Annotated in this window: 10 protein-coding genes; 8 read left to right on the top strand and 2 right to left on the bottom strand. The window is 66.0% G+C overall.

The genetic code is table 11. From position 1 onward, the window contains the following. The first annotated feature begins 109 nt into the window (after positions 1–109). From ACEN98_RS06695 to ACEN98_RS06725, 7 genes are all read left to right on the top strand, one after another. Positions 110–1621 (top strand): tryptophan halogenase family protein, encoded by a 1512-nt coding sequence (locus ACEN98_RS06695; RefSeq protein WP_413382846.1) that lies wholly within the window; start codon positions 110–112, stop codon positions 1619–1621. Positions 1622–1879: 258 nt separating this feature from the next. Next, entirely contained in the window at positions 1880–4540 is a 2661-nt protein-coding gene (locus ACEN98_RS06700) for a TonB-dependent receptor (protein WP_413382848.1), read from the top strand. Positions 4541–4889: 349 nt separating this feature from the next. Beyond that, a complete protein-coding gene (locus ACEN98_RS06705; RefSeq protein WP_413382850.1) occupies positions 4890–7700 on the top strand; it encodes a TonB-dependent receptor in 2811 nt (936 codons plus the stop codon). A 124-nt stretch (positions 7701–7824) separates the two neighbouring features. Beyond that, entirely contained in the window at positions 7825–9582 is a 1758-nt protein-coding gene (locus ACEN98_RS06710; RefSeq protein ID WP_413382852.1) for a DEAD/DEAH box helicase, read from the top strand. A 200-nt stretch (positions 9583–9782) separates the two neighbouring features. Continuing rightward, positions 9783–11120: an MFS transporter gene (locus tag ACEN98_RS06715; protein WP_413382854.1), complete on the top strand. Its 1338-nt coding sequence runs from the start codon at positions 9783–9785 to the stop codon at positions 11118–11120. Between the two features lie 69 nt (positions 11121–11189). After that, positions 11190–12830, top strand: a complete 1641-nt coding sequence (locus ACEN98_RS06720) for an alpha-D-glucose phosphate-specific phosphoglucomutase (RefSeq protein ID WP_413382856.1) — start codon at positions 11190–11192, stop codon at positions 12828–12830. Positions 12831–12892: 62 nt separating this feature from the next. Further along, positions 12893–14575 (top strand): alpha-amylase family glycosyl hydrolase, encoded by a 1683-nt coding sequence (locus ACEN98_RS06725; protein WP_413382857.1) that lies wholly within the window; start codon positions 12893–12895, stop codon positions 14573–14575. Between the two features lie 126 nt (positions 14576–14701). Here ACEN98_RS06725 and ACEN98_RS06730 read toward each other — a convergent pair whose 3' ends face one another. Next, on the bottom strand, positions 14702–15301 hold the full coding sequence (locus tag ACEN98_RS06730; protein ID WP_413382859.1) for a response regulator transcription factor: 600 nt from the start codon (positions 15299–15301) through the stop codon (positions 14702–14704). After that, positions 15298–17406 (bottom strand): sensor histidine kinase, encoded by a 2109-nt coding sequence (locus tag ACEN98_RS06735; protein WP_413382861.1) that lies wholly within the window; start codon positions 17404–17406, stop codon positions 15298–15300. Before ACEN98_RS06735 ends, ACEN98_RS06730 begins: the two co-directional genes overlap by 4 nt. 134 nt (positions 17407–17540) lie before the next feature. Between ACEN98_RS06735 and ACEN98_RS06740 the strand changes: the two genes are divergently transcribed. Further along, positions 17541–18893, top strand: a complete 1353-nt coding sequence (locus ACEN98_RS06740) for an MFS transporter (protein ID WP_413382863.1) — start codon at positions 17541–17543, stop codon at positions 18891–18893. The last annotated feature ends 71 nt before the right edge of the window (positions 18894–18964 follow it).

Consider the following 18964-nt stretch of genomic DNA (forward strand, 5'->3'; position numbering starts at 1 on the left):
GGGCGGGGGCCGCCCACCCTACGGTATCCTGTCGACGCCGACAGTTAATTGAAACACCCCTGCCGGCCCTGGTCAGCGGGGGTGTTTTTTCATGATCGCGAGACCGAGCATGCAAGTACCTCATCTGAACACCATCGTCATCGTCGGCGGCGGCACCGCCGGCTGGATGACCGCCACCGCCCTGGCCACCGCGCTGCGCGGCCGCTACCGCATCCGCCTCGTCGAGTCCGACGAGATCGGCATCGTCGGCGTCGGCGAAGCCACCATTCCGATGATCCAGCGTTTCAATACCGTCGCCGGCATCGACGAAGCCGAGTTCTTGAAAGCCACCAACGGCACCTTCAAGCTCGGCGTCGAGTTCGTCAACTGGGGCCGCCTGGGCGACCGCTACACGCACGGCTTCGGGCGCCTGGGCCAGGACCTGTGGATGGTCGGCTTCGAGCAGTACTGGCACAAGATGCGCGCGCTGGGCCAGGCGCGCGACCTGGCCGATTACTCGATCACGCGCGCCGCCGCGCGCGCGAACAAGTTCATGCTGCCGCGCGCGGACCTGGGCAATTCGCCGCTGGCCGAGATCACCTACGCCTACCACTTCGACGCCGGCCTGTACGCGCGCCACCTGCGCAAGTTGTCGGAAGCGCGCGGCGTGGAGCGCACCGAGGGGAAAATCGTGCGCGTGACGCAGCGCGCGCACGACGGCCACGTGGACGCCGTCGTGATGGAAAACGGCGAGCGCATCGAGGGCGACCTGTTCATCGACTGCTCGGGCTTCCGCGGCCTCCTGATCGAACAGACCCTGAAGGCGGGCTACGAGGACTGGAGCCATTGGCTGCCGTGCGACCGCGCCCTGGCCGTGCCGTGCGAATCCGTGCCCGCGCTCACGCCGTACACGCGCGCGACCGCCCACAAGTCGGGCTGGCAGTGGCGCATCCCGCTGCAGAACCGCATCGGCAACGGCCACGTCTACTGCAGCCGCTACATCAGCGACGACGAGGCGGCGCACGTGCTGCTGTCCAACCTCGACGGCAAGCCGCTCGCCGACCCGCGCCCGATCCGCTTCACGACGGGCATGCGCAAGAAGGCGTGGGACAAGAACGTGGTGGCGATCGGCCTGTCGAGCGGTTTCCTGGAGCCGATCGAATCGACGAGCATCCACATGATCCAGGACTCGATCCAGCGCCTGCTGGACTACTTCCCGGACCAGGGCTTCAGCGCGGCGGACGTCGAGGCGTTCAACCGCCTGTCGCGCTTCCACTACGAGCGCATCCGCGACTTCATCATCCTGCACTACTACGCCAACCAGCGCGACGACGCCGCGTTCTGGCAGGAATGCGCGCGCATGGAGATTCCGGCCACCCTGCGCGACAAGATCGACCTGTTCCGCACGCACGGCCGCCTGCGCCGCGTTGACGGCGAACTGTTCACGGAAGTCGGGTGGCTGCAGGTGCTCGTCGGGCAGAACATCCATCCGCAAGCGTATCACCCGCTGGTCGACGTGCAGTCGGAAGAGGGCATCCGCGAGTACATGGAAGGCGTGGCGGACGTGATCCGGCAATGCGTCGATTTCATGCCCGATCATGCGGCGTTCATCGACGGGTATGCCAAGGCACCGAAGATGTAAGTGTTTTCATCTGGAAATTTGTACCCGAACTACATTTATAAGAAGTATGTATTTACTAGAACTGCTTCTAAAATGTCTTTTTCTGGTGCATCTTGTGGGTGAAAACCACAATCTCTTCACTTAAATCTCTGTCTCGTTGACATGTAATCTAGTTTTAATACAGAATCGGTTCCGAACGTTCGAGCCCGTGGCCGGCGCACGCTTCGGCAAAAGGCTGACGTTCCTCTTATAAGCACACTGATTCTGTCGAGGGGACATATGAAGATTTCGAAGGGCGGTCAGCCCGTATTCCAACTGAGCCCGGTCGCCGTGGGTTGCGCCATGTTCCTGGCGCTCGCGGGCGCCCAGGCATCCGCGCAGACGCAGGCGGCCGACGGCGTCCAGGCGGCGCCGGTCAACACCGTCACCGTCACGGGCATCCGCCGCAGCATCGAGGACGCGATCGCCGTCAAGCGCGATGCGACCAGCATCGTCGAGACCATCTCCGCCGAGGACATCGGCAAGCTGCCCGACATCAGCATCGCCGAATCGCTGGCGCGCCTGCCGGGCCTGTCGGCGCAGCGCGTCAACGGCCAGGCGCAGCAGATCAGCATCCGCGGCACGTCGGGCGACCTGTCGACCGCGCTGCTGAACGGCCGCGAGCAGGTCAGCACGAGTGCGAACCGCACGGTCGAGTACGACCAGTATCCGTCCGAGCTGATCAACGCCGTCACCGTGTATAAAACGTCGGACGCATCGCTCGTCGGCCAGGGCCTGTCCGGTACGGTCAACCTGCAGACGATCAAGCCGCTGTCGCTGCGCGAGCGCGTCGTCACGCTGAACGTGCGCGGCGAGAAGAACAGCCAGGGCAAGCTCAGCACCGGCTCGAAGGACAAGGGCAGCCGCATCAGCGCATCCTACGTCGACCAGTTCCTGGGCCGCACGCTCGGCGTGGCGGTCGGCTACGCACGCGCCGACAAGCCGAACGAGTCGAAGCAATTCGAGACCTGGGACTGGGTCGACAATACGTCGTCCGTGCCGGGCAAGACCGTCAAGGTTCCGAAAGGCATCAAGTCGCTGGCGCAGACCGGCAACCAGGTGCGCGACGGCCTGATGGGCGTCGTGGAATGGCATCCGATCCGCGAATTCACGTCGACGATCGACGCGTACCACTCGCGCTTCAAGCTCGATGAAGACCGCCGCGGCATGGAAGTGCAGCTGACCGACGACGGCAACGTCTCGTTCACGCCGGGCACCATCAACGGCAACGGCGTCATGACGGCCGGTACCGCCAACAACGTGAACCCGGTGGTGCGCAACAACCACTACCGCCAGAACGACACGCTGACGGCCTACGGCTGGAACAACAAGTACATCGCGGGCGACTGGACCTTCGTCGCGGACCTGAGCCACTCGCAGGCCGACCACAAGGAAGAACTCGACGAGATCAACACCGGCCTCGCGGCGCGCCAGACGATGACGTTCGACTACGCGAACGGCACCATCCCGAACATCGGCCTGACCGGCGTGTACGACAACCCGGCGCTGCTGGCCATCGGCGGCCAGTACGGCGACGGCTACGTCAACGCGCCGCACCTGAAGGACAAGCTGAACTCGTTCCGCCTCAGCGCCGAATACCGCTTCGACAGCAAGCTGTTCAACAGCATCGAATTCGGTGTCAACGCGTCCAAGCGCGACAAGCGGAAGCAGCACCTCGAGACCGGCTTCACCAAGCTGGGCACGGGCGCCATCGCCGCCGGTGCCGTCAACGGCTCGCAGTCGCTGTACGCGCTGCCCGATACGCTGAGCTGGGATATCCCGGCCGTGCTGGCGCAGAACTTCGGTCCGTACACGCCGGCCGTGCTGGTGCCGTGGGGCGCGACCAAGAACTGGACCATCACCGAGAAGGTCCAGACCGGCTACGCCAAGCTGAACATCGACACCGAACTGATGTCGATGCCGCTGCGCGGCAACGTCGGCATCCAGGCCGTGCACACCGACCAGAGCTCGACCGCCAAGACGCTGCGCGCCTGGCCGTTCGCCGACCTGGTGCCGCTCACCGACGGCAAGAAGTACAACGACTACCTGCCGAGCATCAACCTGATCTGGAGCCTGCCGGAACAGCAGATCATCCGCTTCGGCGCCAACAAGACCCTGGCGCGTCCGCGCCTCGACGAGTTGAACGCGTCGCGTGAAGTCGGCCTGACGCACCAGAGCACCGGTACGCCTTACGGCAACGGCGGCAATGCGCAGCTGGATCCGTGGCGTGCGAACGCGGTCGACCTGTCGTGGGAAAAATACTTCGGCAACAAGGGTTATGTGCAGGTGGCGGGCTTCTACAAAGACCTGAAGTCCTACATCTACACCGTCACCGAGCCGCGCGACTTCTCCGAGTACCAGCTGCAGGGCGCGACCAGCAATACCGGCACGATGACCCAGCCGAAGAACGGCAACGGCGGCAAGCTGCAAGGCCTGGAACTGGCCGCGTCGGTGCCGCTGGACATGTTCACCCCGGTGCTCTCGGGCTTCGGCATCACGGCCAACGCGGCGTTCACGACGAGCGAGATCTCGATCAAGAACCAGAGCTTCGGCGACATGAGCATCCCGCTGCCGGGCCTGTCGAAGCGCGTGTTCAACGTGACGGCCTACTATGAGAACGACGGCTTCTCGGCCCGCGTGGCGCAGCGCTACCGCAGCGACTACGTGGCCGAGATCGGCGGCGTCGGCGGCGCGACCGAGCTGACGTTCACGAAGCCGGACCGCGTCGTCGACCTGCAGCTCGGCTACGACTTCAAGCAGGTCAAGGGCCTGTCCGTGCTGTTCCAGGTGAACAACCTGACCGACACGGCGTTCCAGACCTACTCGGGTTCGACGGACCGTCCGCGCGGCTACACGAAGTACGGTCGCCAGATGCTGTTCGGCTTCAATTACAAGCTGTAATCGGTCGGGGGCGCCCAGCCTCCGATGCAGTCTCCATGCCCCTTGCCGTTGTTGCGGCAAGGGGCATTTTGTTTGTGGCGCAGAGGAGGATGGCCTTCCATGGCTGCGTCATGAATGTATTTTTGCTACAACAAGTGCCTTCAAATTTCCTTCATAAAAAGCGCGCTTCTCGCTATTTGTTGGAAAACTACATTTTTTGATTGGCATTCCGTCTACGTTAATTTCAGAATCGACCTCGCTGTTTGAACGCTGAAGCCGGCCGTGCTTCAGCACTAATCACATCAAAGACTCGAGGGGATACATGAAGATTCTGTGTAGCAAACATACGGTGGGAGAACATGCAACGTGCGTGTTCAAACCGAGTCCGGTCGCCGCCGGTTGTGCCGTATTCCTGTCGGTGCTGGGCGCCAACGTCCAGGCACAGGATGCGGTACAGGCACTGGATGCCAACGGCAACCCGATCAGCCAGGTGACCGTGACGGGCATCCGGCGCGGCATCGAAGCGGCCATCTCGATCAAGAAGAATTCCAACTCCATCGTCGAGGCGATCTCGGCGGAAGACATCGGCAAACTGCCGGACGCGACCGTCGCCGAGTCCGTCTCCCGCCTGCCGGGTGTGACGACCCAGCGCGACGCCCGCACGGGCCGCGCGGCGTCGATCTCCGTGCGCGGCATGTCGCCGGACTTCAACGGCACCCTGCTGAACGGCCGCGAACAGGCGTCCGCGAGCGACAGCCGCGGCGTCCGTTTCGACCTGTACCCGGCCGAGATGCTGGGCACGATCACCGTGTACAAATCGCTGGACGCCACCCTGATGGGGCAGGGCATCGCCTCGACCATCGACCAGCGCACCGTGCTGCCGCTGGACTTCGCCAGGCGCACGGTCGCCGCCAGCTACCGGGCACAACGCACCGGCGCGCACAACGAGGACCTGGGCAGCGCCAGCGGCTACCGTACGTCGCTCGCCTATATCGACCAGTTCGCCAACCGGACGGTCGGCGTGGCCCTGGGCGTCGTGAAGTTCAACGACAACGGTCCCGAGCAGATCAACGACGACGGCTGGGGCGGCACGACGGGCACGGCGACGTACAACGGCCAGGCCGTGACGGTGCCGAACGGCTTGCGGACGGACGTGATCCACAACCCGAACACCAATAAAGGCATGATGGGCATCCTGCAATATCGTCCGAGCAAGGACTTCCTGACGACCATCGACCTGTTTCACTCGAAGAACACCGACAGTCCCAAGCGCACCGGTTTCGAAGGGTCGACCTGTGGCAGCACGGGTGGATATGACCCGGTGGGCGTGCTGAGCAACGCGAACATCGTCGATGGCGTGGCCGTGTCCGGCACCTGTTCGAATTTCAAGGGCGACATCCGCAACAACACCGAGGTCGCGGTGGACACGCTGAATTCCTGGGGCATCAACAGCCGCCTGCGCCGCGGCGACTGGACCTTCACCGGCGACGTGTCCGGGTCGCGGGTCAGGCACGACTTCACGCGCTACGAGACGACGGCCGGCCTCGTCGGCAACACGCCCAACGCCGACCTGGACAGCATTTCGTGGACCGGCTTCGACGGCCGGAGCAATCTGTCCGCGCTGTACAAGACCGCCCTCAGCTATACCGACCGTAGCCGCATGCTCCTGACCGACGTCGACGGCTGGGGCGGCGGCCTGACGGGCACCCAGCAGTCCGGCTACGTGGCCATCGGCGCCACGATCGACGAGATCAAGGCGGCACGCTTCAGCGTCCGGCATGACGTGGAGCTGGGACCGCTTACCGGCATCGAATTCGGTCTCAACCGCACCAATCGCACCAAGAGCCGCGACACGGACGAGGGCAGCCTGCTCATCGGCACGGGCCCGTACGGCGCGGCGTCCATGCCGGGCAACGAGACGGTCGTGACGCGCCAGTCGGGCATCCCGGTCGCGTCGTGGAACCCGCTGGGGTCGCTCGGCTCCATCTACCACCAGCTGGCGAAGGTCGACCAGGTGATCCAGACCGACAAGAACTGGCACATCTCGGAACAGGTCTCGACCGCGTACGTGATGGGATCCCTGGAAGGCGAGCTGTTCGGCCTGCCGTACCGCGGCAACGCCGGTGCCCAGTACATCCACACGAACCAGGGCTCGACGGGCCTCATCGTCGACAACGGGCGTTGCGCCGGCGTCGCCGGCCAGGCCTGCCCGGCCTACACGATTGCCGGCCACCATTCGTACAACGACTTCCTGCCGAGCCTGAACCTGAACGTCGAACTGCCGGCCGACCAGGTGCTGCGCCTGGGCATCGGCAAGACCCTGTCGCGCCCGAACATGAGCGACATGCGCCCGGGCGGCGGCGTGGGACTGGATGCGACGAACCCCGCGGGGCCGATCCTGGCCGGCGGTTCCGGCAACCCGAAGCTGGAACCGTTCCGTGCGAAGTCGTTCGACCTGTCGTACGAAAAATACTTCGAAGCGAACGGCGCCAAGGGCTACGTGGCGCTGGCCGGCTTCTACAAGAAGCTCGACACCTATATCCTGCGGGCGCCGCAGCGTGTCGACTACGCGTCGACCGGCTTCCTCGTTTCCGGGATCCCGCTGCCGGCGACCGGTCCGAACGCCGGGTCGACGGTCGGCATCCTGACCACGCCGAGCAACGGTTCGGGCGGCAACATCAAGGGGCTGGAACTGACGGCGTCGCTGCCGTTCGCGATGCTGACCCGCTACCTGGGCGGCTTCGGCGTCGAGGCCAGCTATTCGAGCACCCTGAGCTCGGTGACCTTGCCGCGCAGCGGCATCACGGTGATCAGCAACGGCAACATCAACGCCATTCCGCTGCCGGGCCTGTCGCACACGGTGACGAACATGCGCGTCTACTACGAAAAGGCCGGCTTCCGCGCATCCATTGCAGCCCGCAAGCGTGGCGACTTCGTGGGCGACATCCACGACTACAAGGACGACGCGAGCCTCACCTACATCAAGGGCAACACGACGGTGGACGGGCAGCTCACGTACGACTTCGGCGACACGACCATGCTGAAGGGCCTGTCGCTCACGGCGGCGGTAAACAACTGGACCAATTCGCCGTACATCCGCTACAACGGGGACCCGAGCAGCGTGGTGGAAAACGTCCGGTTCGGCCGTACCTACAGCCTGGGGGCAAGCTACAAGTTCTGACCCGGCAGGCGTTGTTTCATGCGCGGATGTCGCTGCCGGGCGTCATCCGCGTGAAATTCTGGCAGCGGGGGAGGGCCCAAAGTAGTAAACTGTAGGATTGCTTACGATTTTTGAATATTCCTCCATGCAAGACACACAGCTCCCGACCTTCGCCGACCTCGACATCCCCGCACCCATCCTCAAGGCACTGAAGGAGGTCGGCTACGAGACGCCATCTCCGATCCAGGCGGCCACCATTCCCCTCCTGATGGAGGGACGCGACGTGCTGGGGCAGGCGCAGACGGGCACTGGCAAGACGGCCGCCTTCGCGCTGCCCGTGCTGTCGCGCATCGACGTCAAGAACCCGGCCGTGCAGGCCCTCGTGCTCGCGCCCACGCGCGAGCTCGCGATCCAGGTCGCCGAAGCCTTCCAGAGCTATGCCGCGCACCTGAAGAATTTCCACGTGCTGCCGATCTACGGCGGCCAGAGCTACGGCCCGCAACTGTCGGCATTGCGCCGCGGCGTGCAGGTCGTCGTCGGCACGCCGGGCCGCGTCATCGACCACCTCGACAAGGGCTCGCTCGACATCTCGCAGCTGAAGACCCTCGTGCTGGACGAAGCGGACGAGATGCTGCGCATGGGCTTCATCGACGACGTCGAGCGTATCCTGCAGGAGACCCCGCAAGGACGCCAGACGGCGCTGTTCTCGGCCACGATGCCGCAGCAGATCAAGCGCATCGCCAAGACCTACCTGAACGAGCCGAGCGAGGTGACGGTCGCCGCCAAGACCACGACGGCCACCAACATCACCCAGCGCTACTGGCTCGTCGCGGGCATGCAGAAGCTGGATGCCCTCACGCGCATCCTGGAAGCGGAGCCGTTCGACGGCATGATCGTCTTCGCGCGCACGAAGCTCGGCACCGAGGAACTGGCGTCCAAGCTGCAGGCGCGCGGGTTCGCGGCGGCCGCCATCAACGGCGACATGGCCCAGCAACAGCGCGAGCGCACGATCGAGCAGCTCAAGAACGGCAAGATCGACATCCTCGTCGCCACCGACGTCGCCGCGCGCGGCCTGGACGTGGAGCGCATCAGCCACGTGATCAACTACGACGTGCCGTCCGATCCGGAAAGCTACACGCACCGCATCGGCCGCACGGGCCGTGCCGGCCGCAGCGGCGACGCGATCCTGTTCATCACGCCGCGCGAGCGCGGCCTGCTGAAGGCGATCGAACGCGCCACGCGCCAGCCGGTGGCGCCGCTTACGCTGCCCACCATCAAGGCCGTCAACGAAGTGCGCATCACGAGGTTCAAGGAGCAGATCGGCGAGACGCTGGCCGCGGGCGGCCTGGAGGTGTTCCGTTCCCTGATCGAGGACTTCGAACGCGAGCAGAACGTGCCCGCGATCGACATCGCGGCCGCGCTGGCCAAGCTGTATCGCGGCGACGAACCGCTGCTGCTGGAAAAGCCCGATCGCGAGCCGAAGCCCGAGTTCCGCGAACGTGAGGAGCGTCCGGCACGTCCTACGCGCGCGACCTTCGCCGACGAGCGTCCGGCGCGCGCGGGCAGGGAAGGATTCAAGAAGGAACGCGTCGAGCGCGCGCCGGAGCCGGGCATGGCCACGTACCGTATCGAGGTAGGCCACTTCCACGGCGTCAAGCCGGGCAACATCGTGGGCGCCATCGCCAACGAAGGCGGCGTGCCGTCGAAGGAAATCGGCCGCATCGAGATCTACGACGACTTCAGCACGCTCGACATGCCGGCCGACCTGCCCAAGGACCTGCTCGACCATCTGAAGAAAGTGTGGGTGGCGGGCCAGCAGCTGGGCATCACGCGCGACGGCCAGGAACCGCCGGAGCAAAAGCCGGCGAAGCGCAAGTTCGCCGACAAGAAACCCCGCAAGTAAAACACCGGGGTCAGAGCCCGATTTTTGGCAATTGCTCAAAAACGGGCTCTGACCCCGAAGTGTCGATCTGTTGTTTGACTACATTTTCTGTGGCTTCCCTTTAGATTACGGGCTGTTATCGCATTGACACCCAGAAAACCCCATGTTACTTTGCTACATGTAGCAGCCTGGCAGGAGTCCAGGCGCGTAAGGGGACACAGATGGAAATGCAAACACATGCACTCAAGCCGCGGCTGACGTTCTGGCAGCTGTGGAACATGAGCTTCGGCTTCTTCGGCATCCAGTTCGGCTTGGCGTTGCAGAACGTGAACACGAGCCGGATCTTCGCCACGCTGGGCACCTCGATGGACGACCTGGCGCTCGTCTGGCTCGCGGCGCCCGTCACGGGCCTGCTCGTGCAGCCGGTGATCGGTTACCTCAGCGATAACACGTGGCACCCGCGTTGGGGCCGCCGCCGTCCGTTCTTCTTCCTCGGCGCCGTGCTGGCCGCAACGGCCCTGTTCCTGATGCCGAATTCCGTCGCCGTCTGGATGGCCGTCGCCATGCTGTGGCTGATGGATGCCTCGATCAATATTTCGATGGAGCCGTTCCGCGCCTTCGTCGGCGACAAGCTCGACACGTCGCAGCAGACCGCCGGCTTCGCGATGCAAACCTTCCTGATCGGCTGCGGCGCCGTGATCGCATCGCTGCTGCCGATCGTCTTCACGAACTACCTCGGCGTCTCCAACGTGCCCGTCGACGGCGGGGTGCCGGATTCGGTACGTTACTCGTTCTACGTCGGCGGCGCCGCGTTCCTGCTGGCCGTGACGTGGACCGTGTTCACGTCGACCGAACTGCCGCCGCCGGACCTCGACCGCTTCGAAGCCCAGCGCAAGCATTCGCGCAGCTTTAGCGTCGCGCTGCGCGAGATCATGGGCGGCTTCGCGCACATGCCGAAGACGATGGTGCAGCTGGCGTTCGTCCAGTTCTTCTCGTGGATCGCGCTGTTCGCGCTGTGGATCTATACCGGTCCCGGGATCGCCGACAACGTCTACAACACGACGGATCCGCTGTCGCCGGGCTACCAGGACGCGGGCAACTGGGTCGGCGTGATGTTCGCCGTCTACAACGGCATGTCCGCCCTGGCCGCGTTCGTGCTGCCCGTGCTGGCACGCCGCACGAGCCGCAAGGCGTGCCACGCCGTCTGCCTCGCGATCGGAGGCCTGTCGCTGGCCAGCGTGTTCTTCATCCACGACAAGCATCTGCTGCTGATCCCGATGCTGGGCGTGGGCGTGGCGTGGGCAAGCATCCTCACGATGCCGTATGCGATCCTGGTCGCCGCGCTGCCGCCGAACCGCATGGGCTATTACATGGGCCTGTTCAACTTCTTCATCGTGATTCCGCAGATCGTCAGCGGCCTCGTGCTCGGCTGGTTCACGAAGCATATGTTCGGCAACCACGCGGTACTTACGCTGGTGCTGGGCGGCGTGTCGATGGTCATCGCGGCCGTGCTGGCGCTGTTCGTCACCGACCGGGCGGAACGCGCCGCGCACCGATAGCGGCGCCATCGTCGGGACGAGTGTCGTATCCTTACGGGTTTGACAACAAACCCCCGACAGGAGCTAGACATGACAATTCAGACGATCGCGACGACCCCGTTTGCCGGGCAACGCCCCGGCACGTCCGGGCTGCGCAAGAAGGTGACGGAGTTCCAGCAGCCCGGCTACCTGGAAAACTTCGTCGAGGCCATCTTCCTGACGCTGGGCGCGCTGGGTAATGTGCAGGGCCGCACCCTGGTCCTCGGCGGCGACGGCCGCTATTTCAACCGCGAAGCCATCCAGACCATCCTGCGCATGGCGGCCGCCCACGGCGTGGGCCGCGTGCTCGTGGGCCGCGGCGGCATCCTGTCCACGCCCGCGGTCAGCTGCGTGATCCGCAAGCGCGCCGCGCTCGGCGGCATCGTCCTCTCGGCCAGCCACAATCCCGGCGGTCCCGACGGCGACTTCGGCATCAAGTACAACATCGACAACGGCGGCCCGGCACCCGAGAAGATCACCGACGCGATCTACGAACACACGAAGACGCTGACGTCCTACCGCATCAGCGACGCCGGCCCGGTCGACCTGGACAAGATCGGCAGCATCCGCCTCGAAGACATGGAAGTCGAGGTGATCGATTCCGTGGCCGACTACGCCGAGCTGATGGCCGGCCTGTTCGATTTCGATGCCATCCGCGCCCTGTTCCAGCGCGGCTTCACGATGCGCTTCGACGGCATGCACGCCGTCTCCGGCCCGTACGCGAAGGCCATCATCGAAGGCATGCTGGGCGCGCCCGCGGGCACCGTCGTCAACGCCGAGCCGTTGGAAGATTTCGGCGGCCACCACCCGGACCCGAATCCCGTCAACGCGGCCGAGCTGATCGCGCTGATGGACGGCCCGGACGCACCGGACTTCGGCGCCGCATCGGACGGCGACGGCGACCGCAACATGATCGTCGGCCGCAAGCTCGCGGTGTCGCCGTCGGACAGCCTCGCCATCATCGCCGCCAATGCGACCGCCGCACCGGGCTACCGCGACGGCATCAAGGGCATCGCACGTTCGATGCCGACGTCGCAGGCCGCGGACCGCGTGGCGGCCGCGCTGGGCGTCTCCTGCTTCGAGACCCCGACCGGCTGGAAGTACTTCGGCAACCTGCTCGACGCGGGTCTCGCCACCTTGTGCGGCGAAGAGAGCTACGGCACGGGCTCGATGCACATCCGCGAAAAGGATGGCGTGTGGGCCGTGCTGTTCTGGCTGAACCTGATCGCCGCGACGGGCAAGTCCGTGGGCGAGATCGTGCAGGAACACTGGGCCCGCTTCGGCCGCAACTATTATTCGCGCCACGACTACGAGGCCGTGGACGCCGCCGCCGCCAACGCGATGATGGACGACTTGCGCGGCAAGCTCGCATCGCTGGCAGGGCAGACGCTGGGCGACTTCCGCGTCCAGCTCGCCGACGATTTCACCTACACCGACCCGGTCGACAACTCCGTGTCTTCTCGCCAGGGCGTACGCATCGTCATGACGGACGGCTCGCGCATCGTGCTGCGCCTGTCCGGCACCGGCACGGAAGGCGCCACCGTGCGCCTGTACCTGGAACGCTACGAGGCCGACCCGGCCCGCCACAACTTCGACACCCAGCAGGCGCTGGCGCCGCTCATCGCCATCGCGGAGCAGGTGTCGCGACTGAAGGAGCGGACGGGCCGCGAGCAGCCGAGCGTGATTACGTAACCCCGAACCCGTCGTCCCCGCCTCCGCGGGACGACGTTTATCACCACTAACAGGACATCCGCATGAAACTACCCGTTCTCGCCGCCTCCCTGATGCTCGCCTTCGGTGCAGCCTCGGCCGCGCCCGACCTGTCGCCGGTCAAGGGCAAGCCGTTCACCTGGGATAACGCGACCGTCTACTTCATCGTGATCGACCGCTTCAACAACGCCGATCCGTCGAACGACCACGCCTACGGCCGCAAGAACATTGCTGCCGTCGCGCGCGGCTTCATGGGCGGCGACCTGGCCGGCATCACGGCCAAGATCAAGGAAGGGTATTTCACGGACCTGGGCGTGGACGCGCTCTGGATCTCGCCGCCGGTCGAGCAGATCCACGCGTCGACCGACGAGGGCACGGGCGTCAGCTACGGCTTCCACGGCTACTGGGCGCGCGACTTCACGGCCGTCGACGCCAACGCCGGCACAGCGAAGGACGTGCGCGACCTCGTCGAGGCGGCACATGCGCGCGGCATCCGCGTGCTGCTCGACGTCGTGATGAACCATACCGGTCCAGTCACGCCTGAAGACACGGTGTGGCCGGCCGACTGGGTGCGCACGTCGCCGACCTGTACCTTCAAGGACGTCAAGGGCACGGTCGATTGCACGCTCGTGAAGAACCTGCCGGACTTCCGCACCGACAGCAATGCGAACGTCGACCTGCCGCCGTTCCTCGTCGCGAAGTGGAAGAAGGAAGGGCGCTACGAGCGCGAAACGAAGGAGCTGGACGACTTCTTCAAGCGCACGGGCTACCCGCGCGCGCCGCGCTACTACCTGATGAAATGGCACGCCGACTGGGTGCGCAAGTACGGCTTCGACGGCTTCCGCGGCGACACCGTCAAGCACACGGAACCCGGCGTGTGGAAAGACCTCAAGAAGGTCGCGAGCCAGGCCTACGAGGACTGGAAGCGGACACCGGCCGGCAAGGAGGGCATCGAGAAGATCGGCAACCAGCCATTCTTCATGGTGGCCGAAGCGTACGGCCACCCGATCGCGGACGGCCGCCCGTTCGCCTACGACGACGGTACGAAGGTCGACTATTACGACAACGGCTTCGACAGCATGATCAACTTCGCGCTGCCGGGCGACGCAACCCAGAGCTACGAGACGCTGTTCTCCAAGTACTCGGGCCTGCTGAACGGTCCCTTGACCGGCGTGACGGTCCTGAACTACCTCGACTCGCACGACGACGGCCACCCGTTCGACGCCATGCGCGCGCACCCGTTCGAGGAAGCGAACAAGCTGCTGCTGGCACCGGGCCAGGCGCAGGTCTATTACGGCGACGAGACGGCGCGCGTGCTGAAGATCGAGGGCGCAACCGGCGATGCGAACCTGCGCTCCTTCATGAACTGGGACCAGTTGAAGAACAACGCCCACGTCGGGCTGCACGGCGTGGCCGAGGTGCGCGACTACTGGGCGCGCCTGGGGCGCTTCCGCCACGCGCATCCGGCCGTGGGCGCGGGCGTGCACCAGATGATCGCGTCCAGCCCGTACACGTTCAAGCGCACGTACGAGAAGAACGGCGTCTCCGACCGCGTCGTCGTCGCCCTCGACCTGCCGCAGGACCGTACGGTGGCCATCCCCGTGACCGGCGTGTTCGGCGACGGGCAGACGGTGCGCGATGCGTACACGGGCAAGACGGCCGTCGTCTCGGGCGGCAAGGTGCAGTTCGATACGCGCGCACCGGTGGCGCTGATTTCGCAGGATTAATCGGGGCGTCACGCGTGGGCGGGGGCCGCCCACCCTACGTGCAACCCAGCGGTAGGGTGGGCACCCTGTGCCCACGCGTGAGGTTTGCCGATTGCCGGCGTCACACGTGGGCGGGGGCCGCCCACCCTACCCCAGCCACGGGTGGGCGGCCAGCCACCGTCCCAACTCGTTATCGTTCGCGCACTGCAGCTTGCTGAAGATGTTCGCCCGGTGCGTCTCCACCGACCGCGGCCCGCATGGCGGCACGAGCAGCCGCGCGATTTCCTTGTTCGGCTGGCCGAGCCCCACGAGCCGCGCGACTTCCCGTTCGCGCGGCGTCAGCTCGGCCCACAGCCGCAGCGCGTTGGCCCGTGCGCGTGCTTCCGCGATGGCGGCCGGCAGTTTGTCGAGCAGGTGCTGCGTGTCCGGCTTTTCCACCCAGTCCCACGCGCCCTGGCGCACGGATTCCAGCGCGGTCGGGATGTCGCCGTGGCCGGACAGGAACAGCGTGACGAGCGGGCTGTGCGCCGCGCGCAGGCGGTCGAACACGGCCAGGCCGCTCATGCCGCCCAGGCGCAGGTCGAGGATCAGGCAGCCCGGCTGGCGCATGTCGACGGCGTCCAGGAACGCTTCTCCCGATTCGAACGCCTGCACGGCGAGTCCTTGCGAGAACAGCAGCAACAGCAGGGAGCGGCGCAGGGCTTCGTCGTCGTCGACGACATAGAGCGTGAGTGGGATGTCTTTCATGGCGCGATCGGAAGCGTGAAGGAAAAGGCGGCGCCGCCGGCGGCAGGGTTCTCGACGGACATGGAACCGCCGTGGGCCTCGACGATGGTGCGGCAGATGTTCAGCCCGAGCCCCAGGCCGTCGGGGCGGGTGGTGAAGAACGGCGCGAAGATCTGCTCCAGCTGTTCGGGCGGGATGCCCGGGCCCGCGTCGGTGACGGTGACGCGCACGCCCTGGTCCACGCGCCGGCTCGCGACGTCGATGCGCCCGCGCGGGCGATCCTGCATGGCATGCATCGCGTTGTGGATCAGGTTCACGAGCACCTGTTCGAGCAGGACGCGGTCGCCGCGCACGAGCGTGTCACCGGCGTCCAGCGACAGCTGCAGCGCGATCCCGGCCTGCTGCAATTCCGGCTTGAGCAACTCCACCGCATGCGCGATGACGCCATCGACCGCAAGGTTTTCGTAATGCCCCCGCTTGGGATTGATGAACGCGCGCACCCGCTTGACGATCTCGCTGGCGCGCTTGCTCTGTTCGACGATCTCGTCGAGCGCGCCGGCCAGCATGTCGGGCGGCGCGGACTGCGCGGCGAGGGCGCGCGCCGCGACGGCGAAGTTCGACAGCGCCATCAGCGGCTGATTGAGTTCGTGCGCGAGCGTGGACGCCATCTCGCCCACGCTCGCGAGGCGCGCGCTGCGCTGCAGGCGCACTTCCTGGTCGCGTTGGCGGGCCTCGGCCTGCTTCTGCGCCGTGATGTCGACGACGGAACTCATCCAGCCGCGGTGCACGCCCTGCGCGTCCACGAGCGGCGCCGTGTAGACCATCGTGATCACGTCGTGGCCGTCCTTGTGGCGGATGCGCGATTCGAAGCCGTGCGGGGCGGCGCGGCCCTGCAGCGCGTCGGCGCTTTCGCGCTCGTGTTTTTCGTGGTCGTCCGGATGCCAGTAGGGATACGGCGGCCGGCGGCCCAGCAACTCGTCCGCGCTGTAGCCCACCATCGCGCACAGGGCCGGATTCACGTAGATGATGGTGCCCTCCGGGTCGCGCGCGCGCATGCCCACGAGGAGCGAATCCTCCATCGCCTTGCGGAACGCGTGCGCTTCTTCCAGGTCGCGGGTGCGCTCCTCGACCCGGCGTTCCAGTTCGATGCGGGCCGAGCGCTGCTCGCGGAAGCGCTTTTCGCGCAGGCGCCAGTACAGCACGCCGAGCAGCAGCAGCGCGACGGCCAGTGCGGCCAGCATCAGCGCCAGCTGGCGCGCCTGCACGACTTCCTTCATGTCCGTCGTGACGGTCAGCGTCCAGCCCAGTTCCGGCAGCGGCGTGTCCAGCGCAAGCAGGTCCAGGCGGCGGCCGCCGACGGTCGTGTGCACGACGAAGCCGGGCGACGCCCCGCGCGACTCCGTCTGCCACGGCAACACGTAGAACCGTTCGCGGTTGCCGTACTGGCGGTGTTCGGCGATCCAGTGCAGGTCGGCGGCGGACACGGGCCGGATCGCGTGGAACAGCCAGTCCGGCACGGCGGAGAGAAAGACGATGCCGCGGCTGTCGCGCAGCACCACCGGGTCGGCGCCGCGCATCCATGTGGCCTGGAGCGGCTCCAGGCTGATCTTCACGACGACGACGCCCAGGATGGCACCATGCGCGCGCACGGGTTCCGCGATGAACAGGCCGGACTGGCCCGTCGTGAGGCCGAGGCCATAGAAAATGCCGCGCCGGCCCTGCACGGCATCCTCGAAGTACGGCCGCTGGCGGTAGGACTGGCCGACGAAGCTGGACGGCAGGTTCCAGTTGCTGGCCGCGAGCGTGAGGCCTGCGCGGTCGACGAGAAACAGCGCGGCGGCGCCCGTCGTCGCCTGCAGGTCGGCGAAATAATCGTTCACGCGCGCCTGCAGCGCCCCGTCGCGCGGGGTGCGCAGCAGGTCTTGCACGTCCGGGTGGCGGGCCGCCGCGTGCGGCAGGAAGTCGTGCTTCTCGACGAGGCCGCGCAGCCCCAGCACGTGCGCGGCCGCGGCCTGGCGCAAGCCTTCCGTCTTGGTCTGCAGCTCGTGGCGCTCGGCCCAGTTCCCCGACGCCGCGATGACGGCGAGCGCACCGGCGCCGATGAGGAGGTTGAGCAGTTTGGCCATGACGCCAACGATAGCAGTTGCGCGGCCTTTAGAAAACCGCCTCCGTAGTTTTACGGAGGAGGGCGCGCCGGAAGTTGCGGATGTGCGCGCGGCCCTCGGCTGGGATAGTGGGCATACCAAAAGAGGAGACAACCATGAACACCATCACATCCAAGGCCGGCGCCCAGGCAGCCGCCGGCGCCGGCGAACGCATTTCCGGCGCGCGCCTGAAGGCCATCTTCATCGGCTCGGCCGGCAACCTCGTCGAGTGGTTCGATTTCTACTGCTACTCGGCCTTCGCGCTGTACTTCGCGAGCTCGTTCTTCCCCAAGCAGGACCCGACGGCGCAGATGATGTCGACGGCGGGCATCTTCGCGCTGGGCTTCTTCGTGCGCCCGATCGGCGGCATCCTGTTCGGCCACATCGGCGACCGCCTCGGCCGCAAGACGGCGCTGATGACGTCCGTGCTGCTGATGTGCTTCGGCTCCCTCCTGATCGCCTGCGCGCCGACGTATGCCGCGGCCGGCATCCTGTCGCCGTGCATCCTGCTGCTGGCGCGCCTGCTGCAGGGCCTGAGCCTCGGCGGCGAATACGGCGCCAGCGCGACGTACCTGTCGGAGATGGCGGACTCGAAGCACCGCGGCTTCTACAGCAGCTTCCAGTACGTGACGCTGATCGGCGGCCAACTGCTGGCGCTGATCCTGCTGCTCGTGCTGCAGAATTTCCTGCTCGACGCCGGGCAGCTGCGTGCCTGGGGCTGGCGCATCCCGTTCTTCACCGGCGCCTGCCTCGCGCTGCTGGCCCTGCGCATGCGTCACAACCTGCCGGAAACCGGATCGTTCGAGGCCGCGCGCAAGGAAGCCAAAAAAAGCGCCAAGCCGATGGGCGGCCTGAAGCAGCTGGCCCAGCACCCGCGCGAAGTGCTGCTGGTGATCGGCCTGACGATGGGCGGCACGCTCGCGTTCTACGTCTACACGACCTATATGCAGAAATTCCTGCGCCTGTCCGTCGGCCTGACCGACTCGCAGACGACCGCCGTCTCGGCCGCGTCGCTGCTGTTCGCGATGTGCCTGCAGCCCCTGTACGGCGCGCTGTCGGACCGCATCGGCCGCAAGCCGCTGCTCATCGGCTTCGCGCTGCTGGGCACCCTGTTCACCGTGCCACTGTTGACCGGCATCCGCCACGCCAGCGGCCCGTGGCAAGCGTTCGGCCTGATCGCCTGCGCCTGGATGATCGTGTCCGGCTACACCTCGATCAACGCACTGGTCAAAGCCGAGCTGTTCCCGGCCTCGATCCGCGCCACCGGCGTCGGCGTGCCATATGCATTCGCCGTCTCCGTGTTCGGCGGCACGGCCGAGTACCTGGCGCTGTGGTTCAAATCCGTCAGCCTGGAAAGCGGCTTTTACTGGTACACGACGGCCGTCATCGCCTGCACGCTGGTCGTCTGCTGGTTCATGCGCGATACCGGCGCGCTGTCGAAGATCGACGCGGAAGCGCGCGGCCAATAAGCGCCGGCGTTGTCGATGTGGAAAGAGCGGCCCTGCGGGGCCGCTTATTTCGTTGTAACCACCCGAATCGG

This window comes from Massilia sp. CT11-137 (assembly GCF_047302885.1).
Classification (GTDB): domain Bacteria; phylum Pseudomonadota; class Gammaproteobacteria; order Burkholderiales; family Burkholderiaceae_D; genus Telluria; species Telluria orientalis.

Coding starts and splice junctions, on each gene's coding strand:
- ACEN98_RS06710 (WP_413382852.1), top strand. CDS start 7,825: ATGCAAGACACACAGCTCCCGACCTTCGCCGACCTCGACATCCCCGCA.
- ACEN98_RS06730 (WP_413382859.1), bottom strand. CDS start 15,301: ATGAAAGACATCCCACTCACGCTCTATGTCGTCGACGACGACGAAGCC.
- ACEN98_RS06740 (WP_413382863.1), top strand. CDS start 17,541: ATGAACACCATCACATCCAAGGCCGGCGCCCAGGCAGCCGCCGGCGCC.
- ACEN98_RS06695 (WP_413382846.1), top strand. CDS start 110: ATGCAAGTACCTCATCTGAACACCATCGTCATCGTCGGCGGCGGCACC.
- ACEN98_RS06715 (WP_413382854.1), top strand. CDS start 9,783: ATGGAAATGCAAACACATGCACTCAAGCCGCGGCTGACGTTCTGGCAG.
- ACEN98_RS06735 (WP_413382861.1), bottom strand. CDS start 17,406: ATGGCCAAACTGCTCAACCTCCTCATCGGCGCCGGTGCGCTCGCCGTC.
- ACEN98_RS06700 (WP_413382848.1), top strand. CDS start 1,880: ATGAAGATTTCGAAGGGCGGTCAGCCCGTATTCCAACTGAGCCCGGTC.
- ACEN98_RS06725 (WP_413382857.1), top strand. CDS start 12,893: ATGAAACTACCCGTTCTCGCCGCCTCCCTGATGCTCGCCTTCGGTGCA.
- ACEN98_RS06720 (WP_413382856.1), top strand. CDS start 11,190: ATGACAATTCAGACGATCGCGACGACCCCGTTTGCCGGGCAACGCCCC.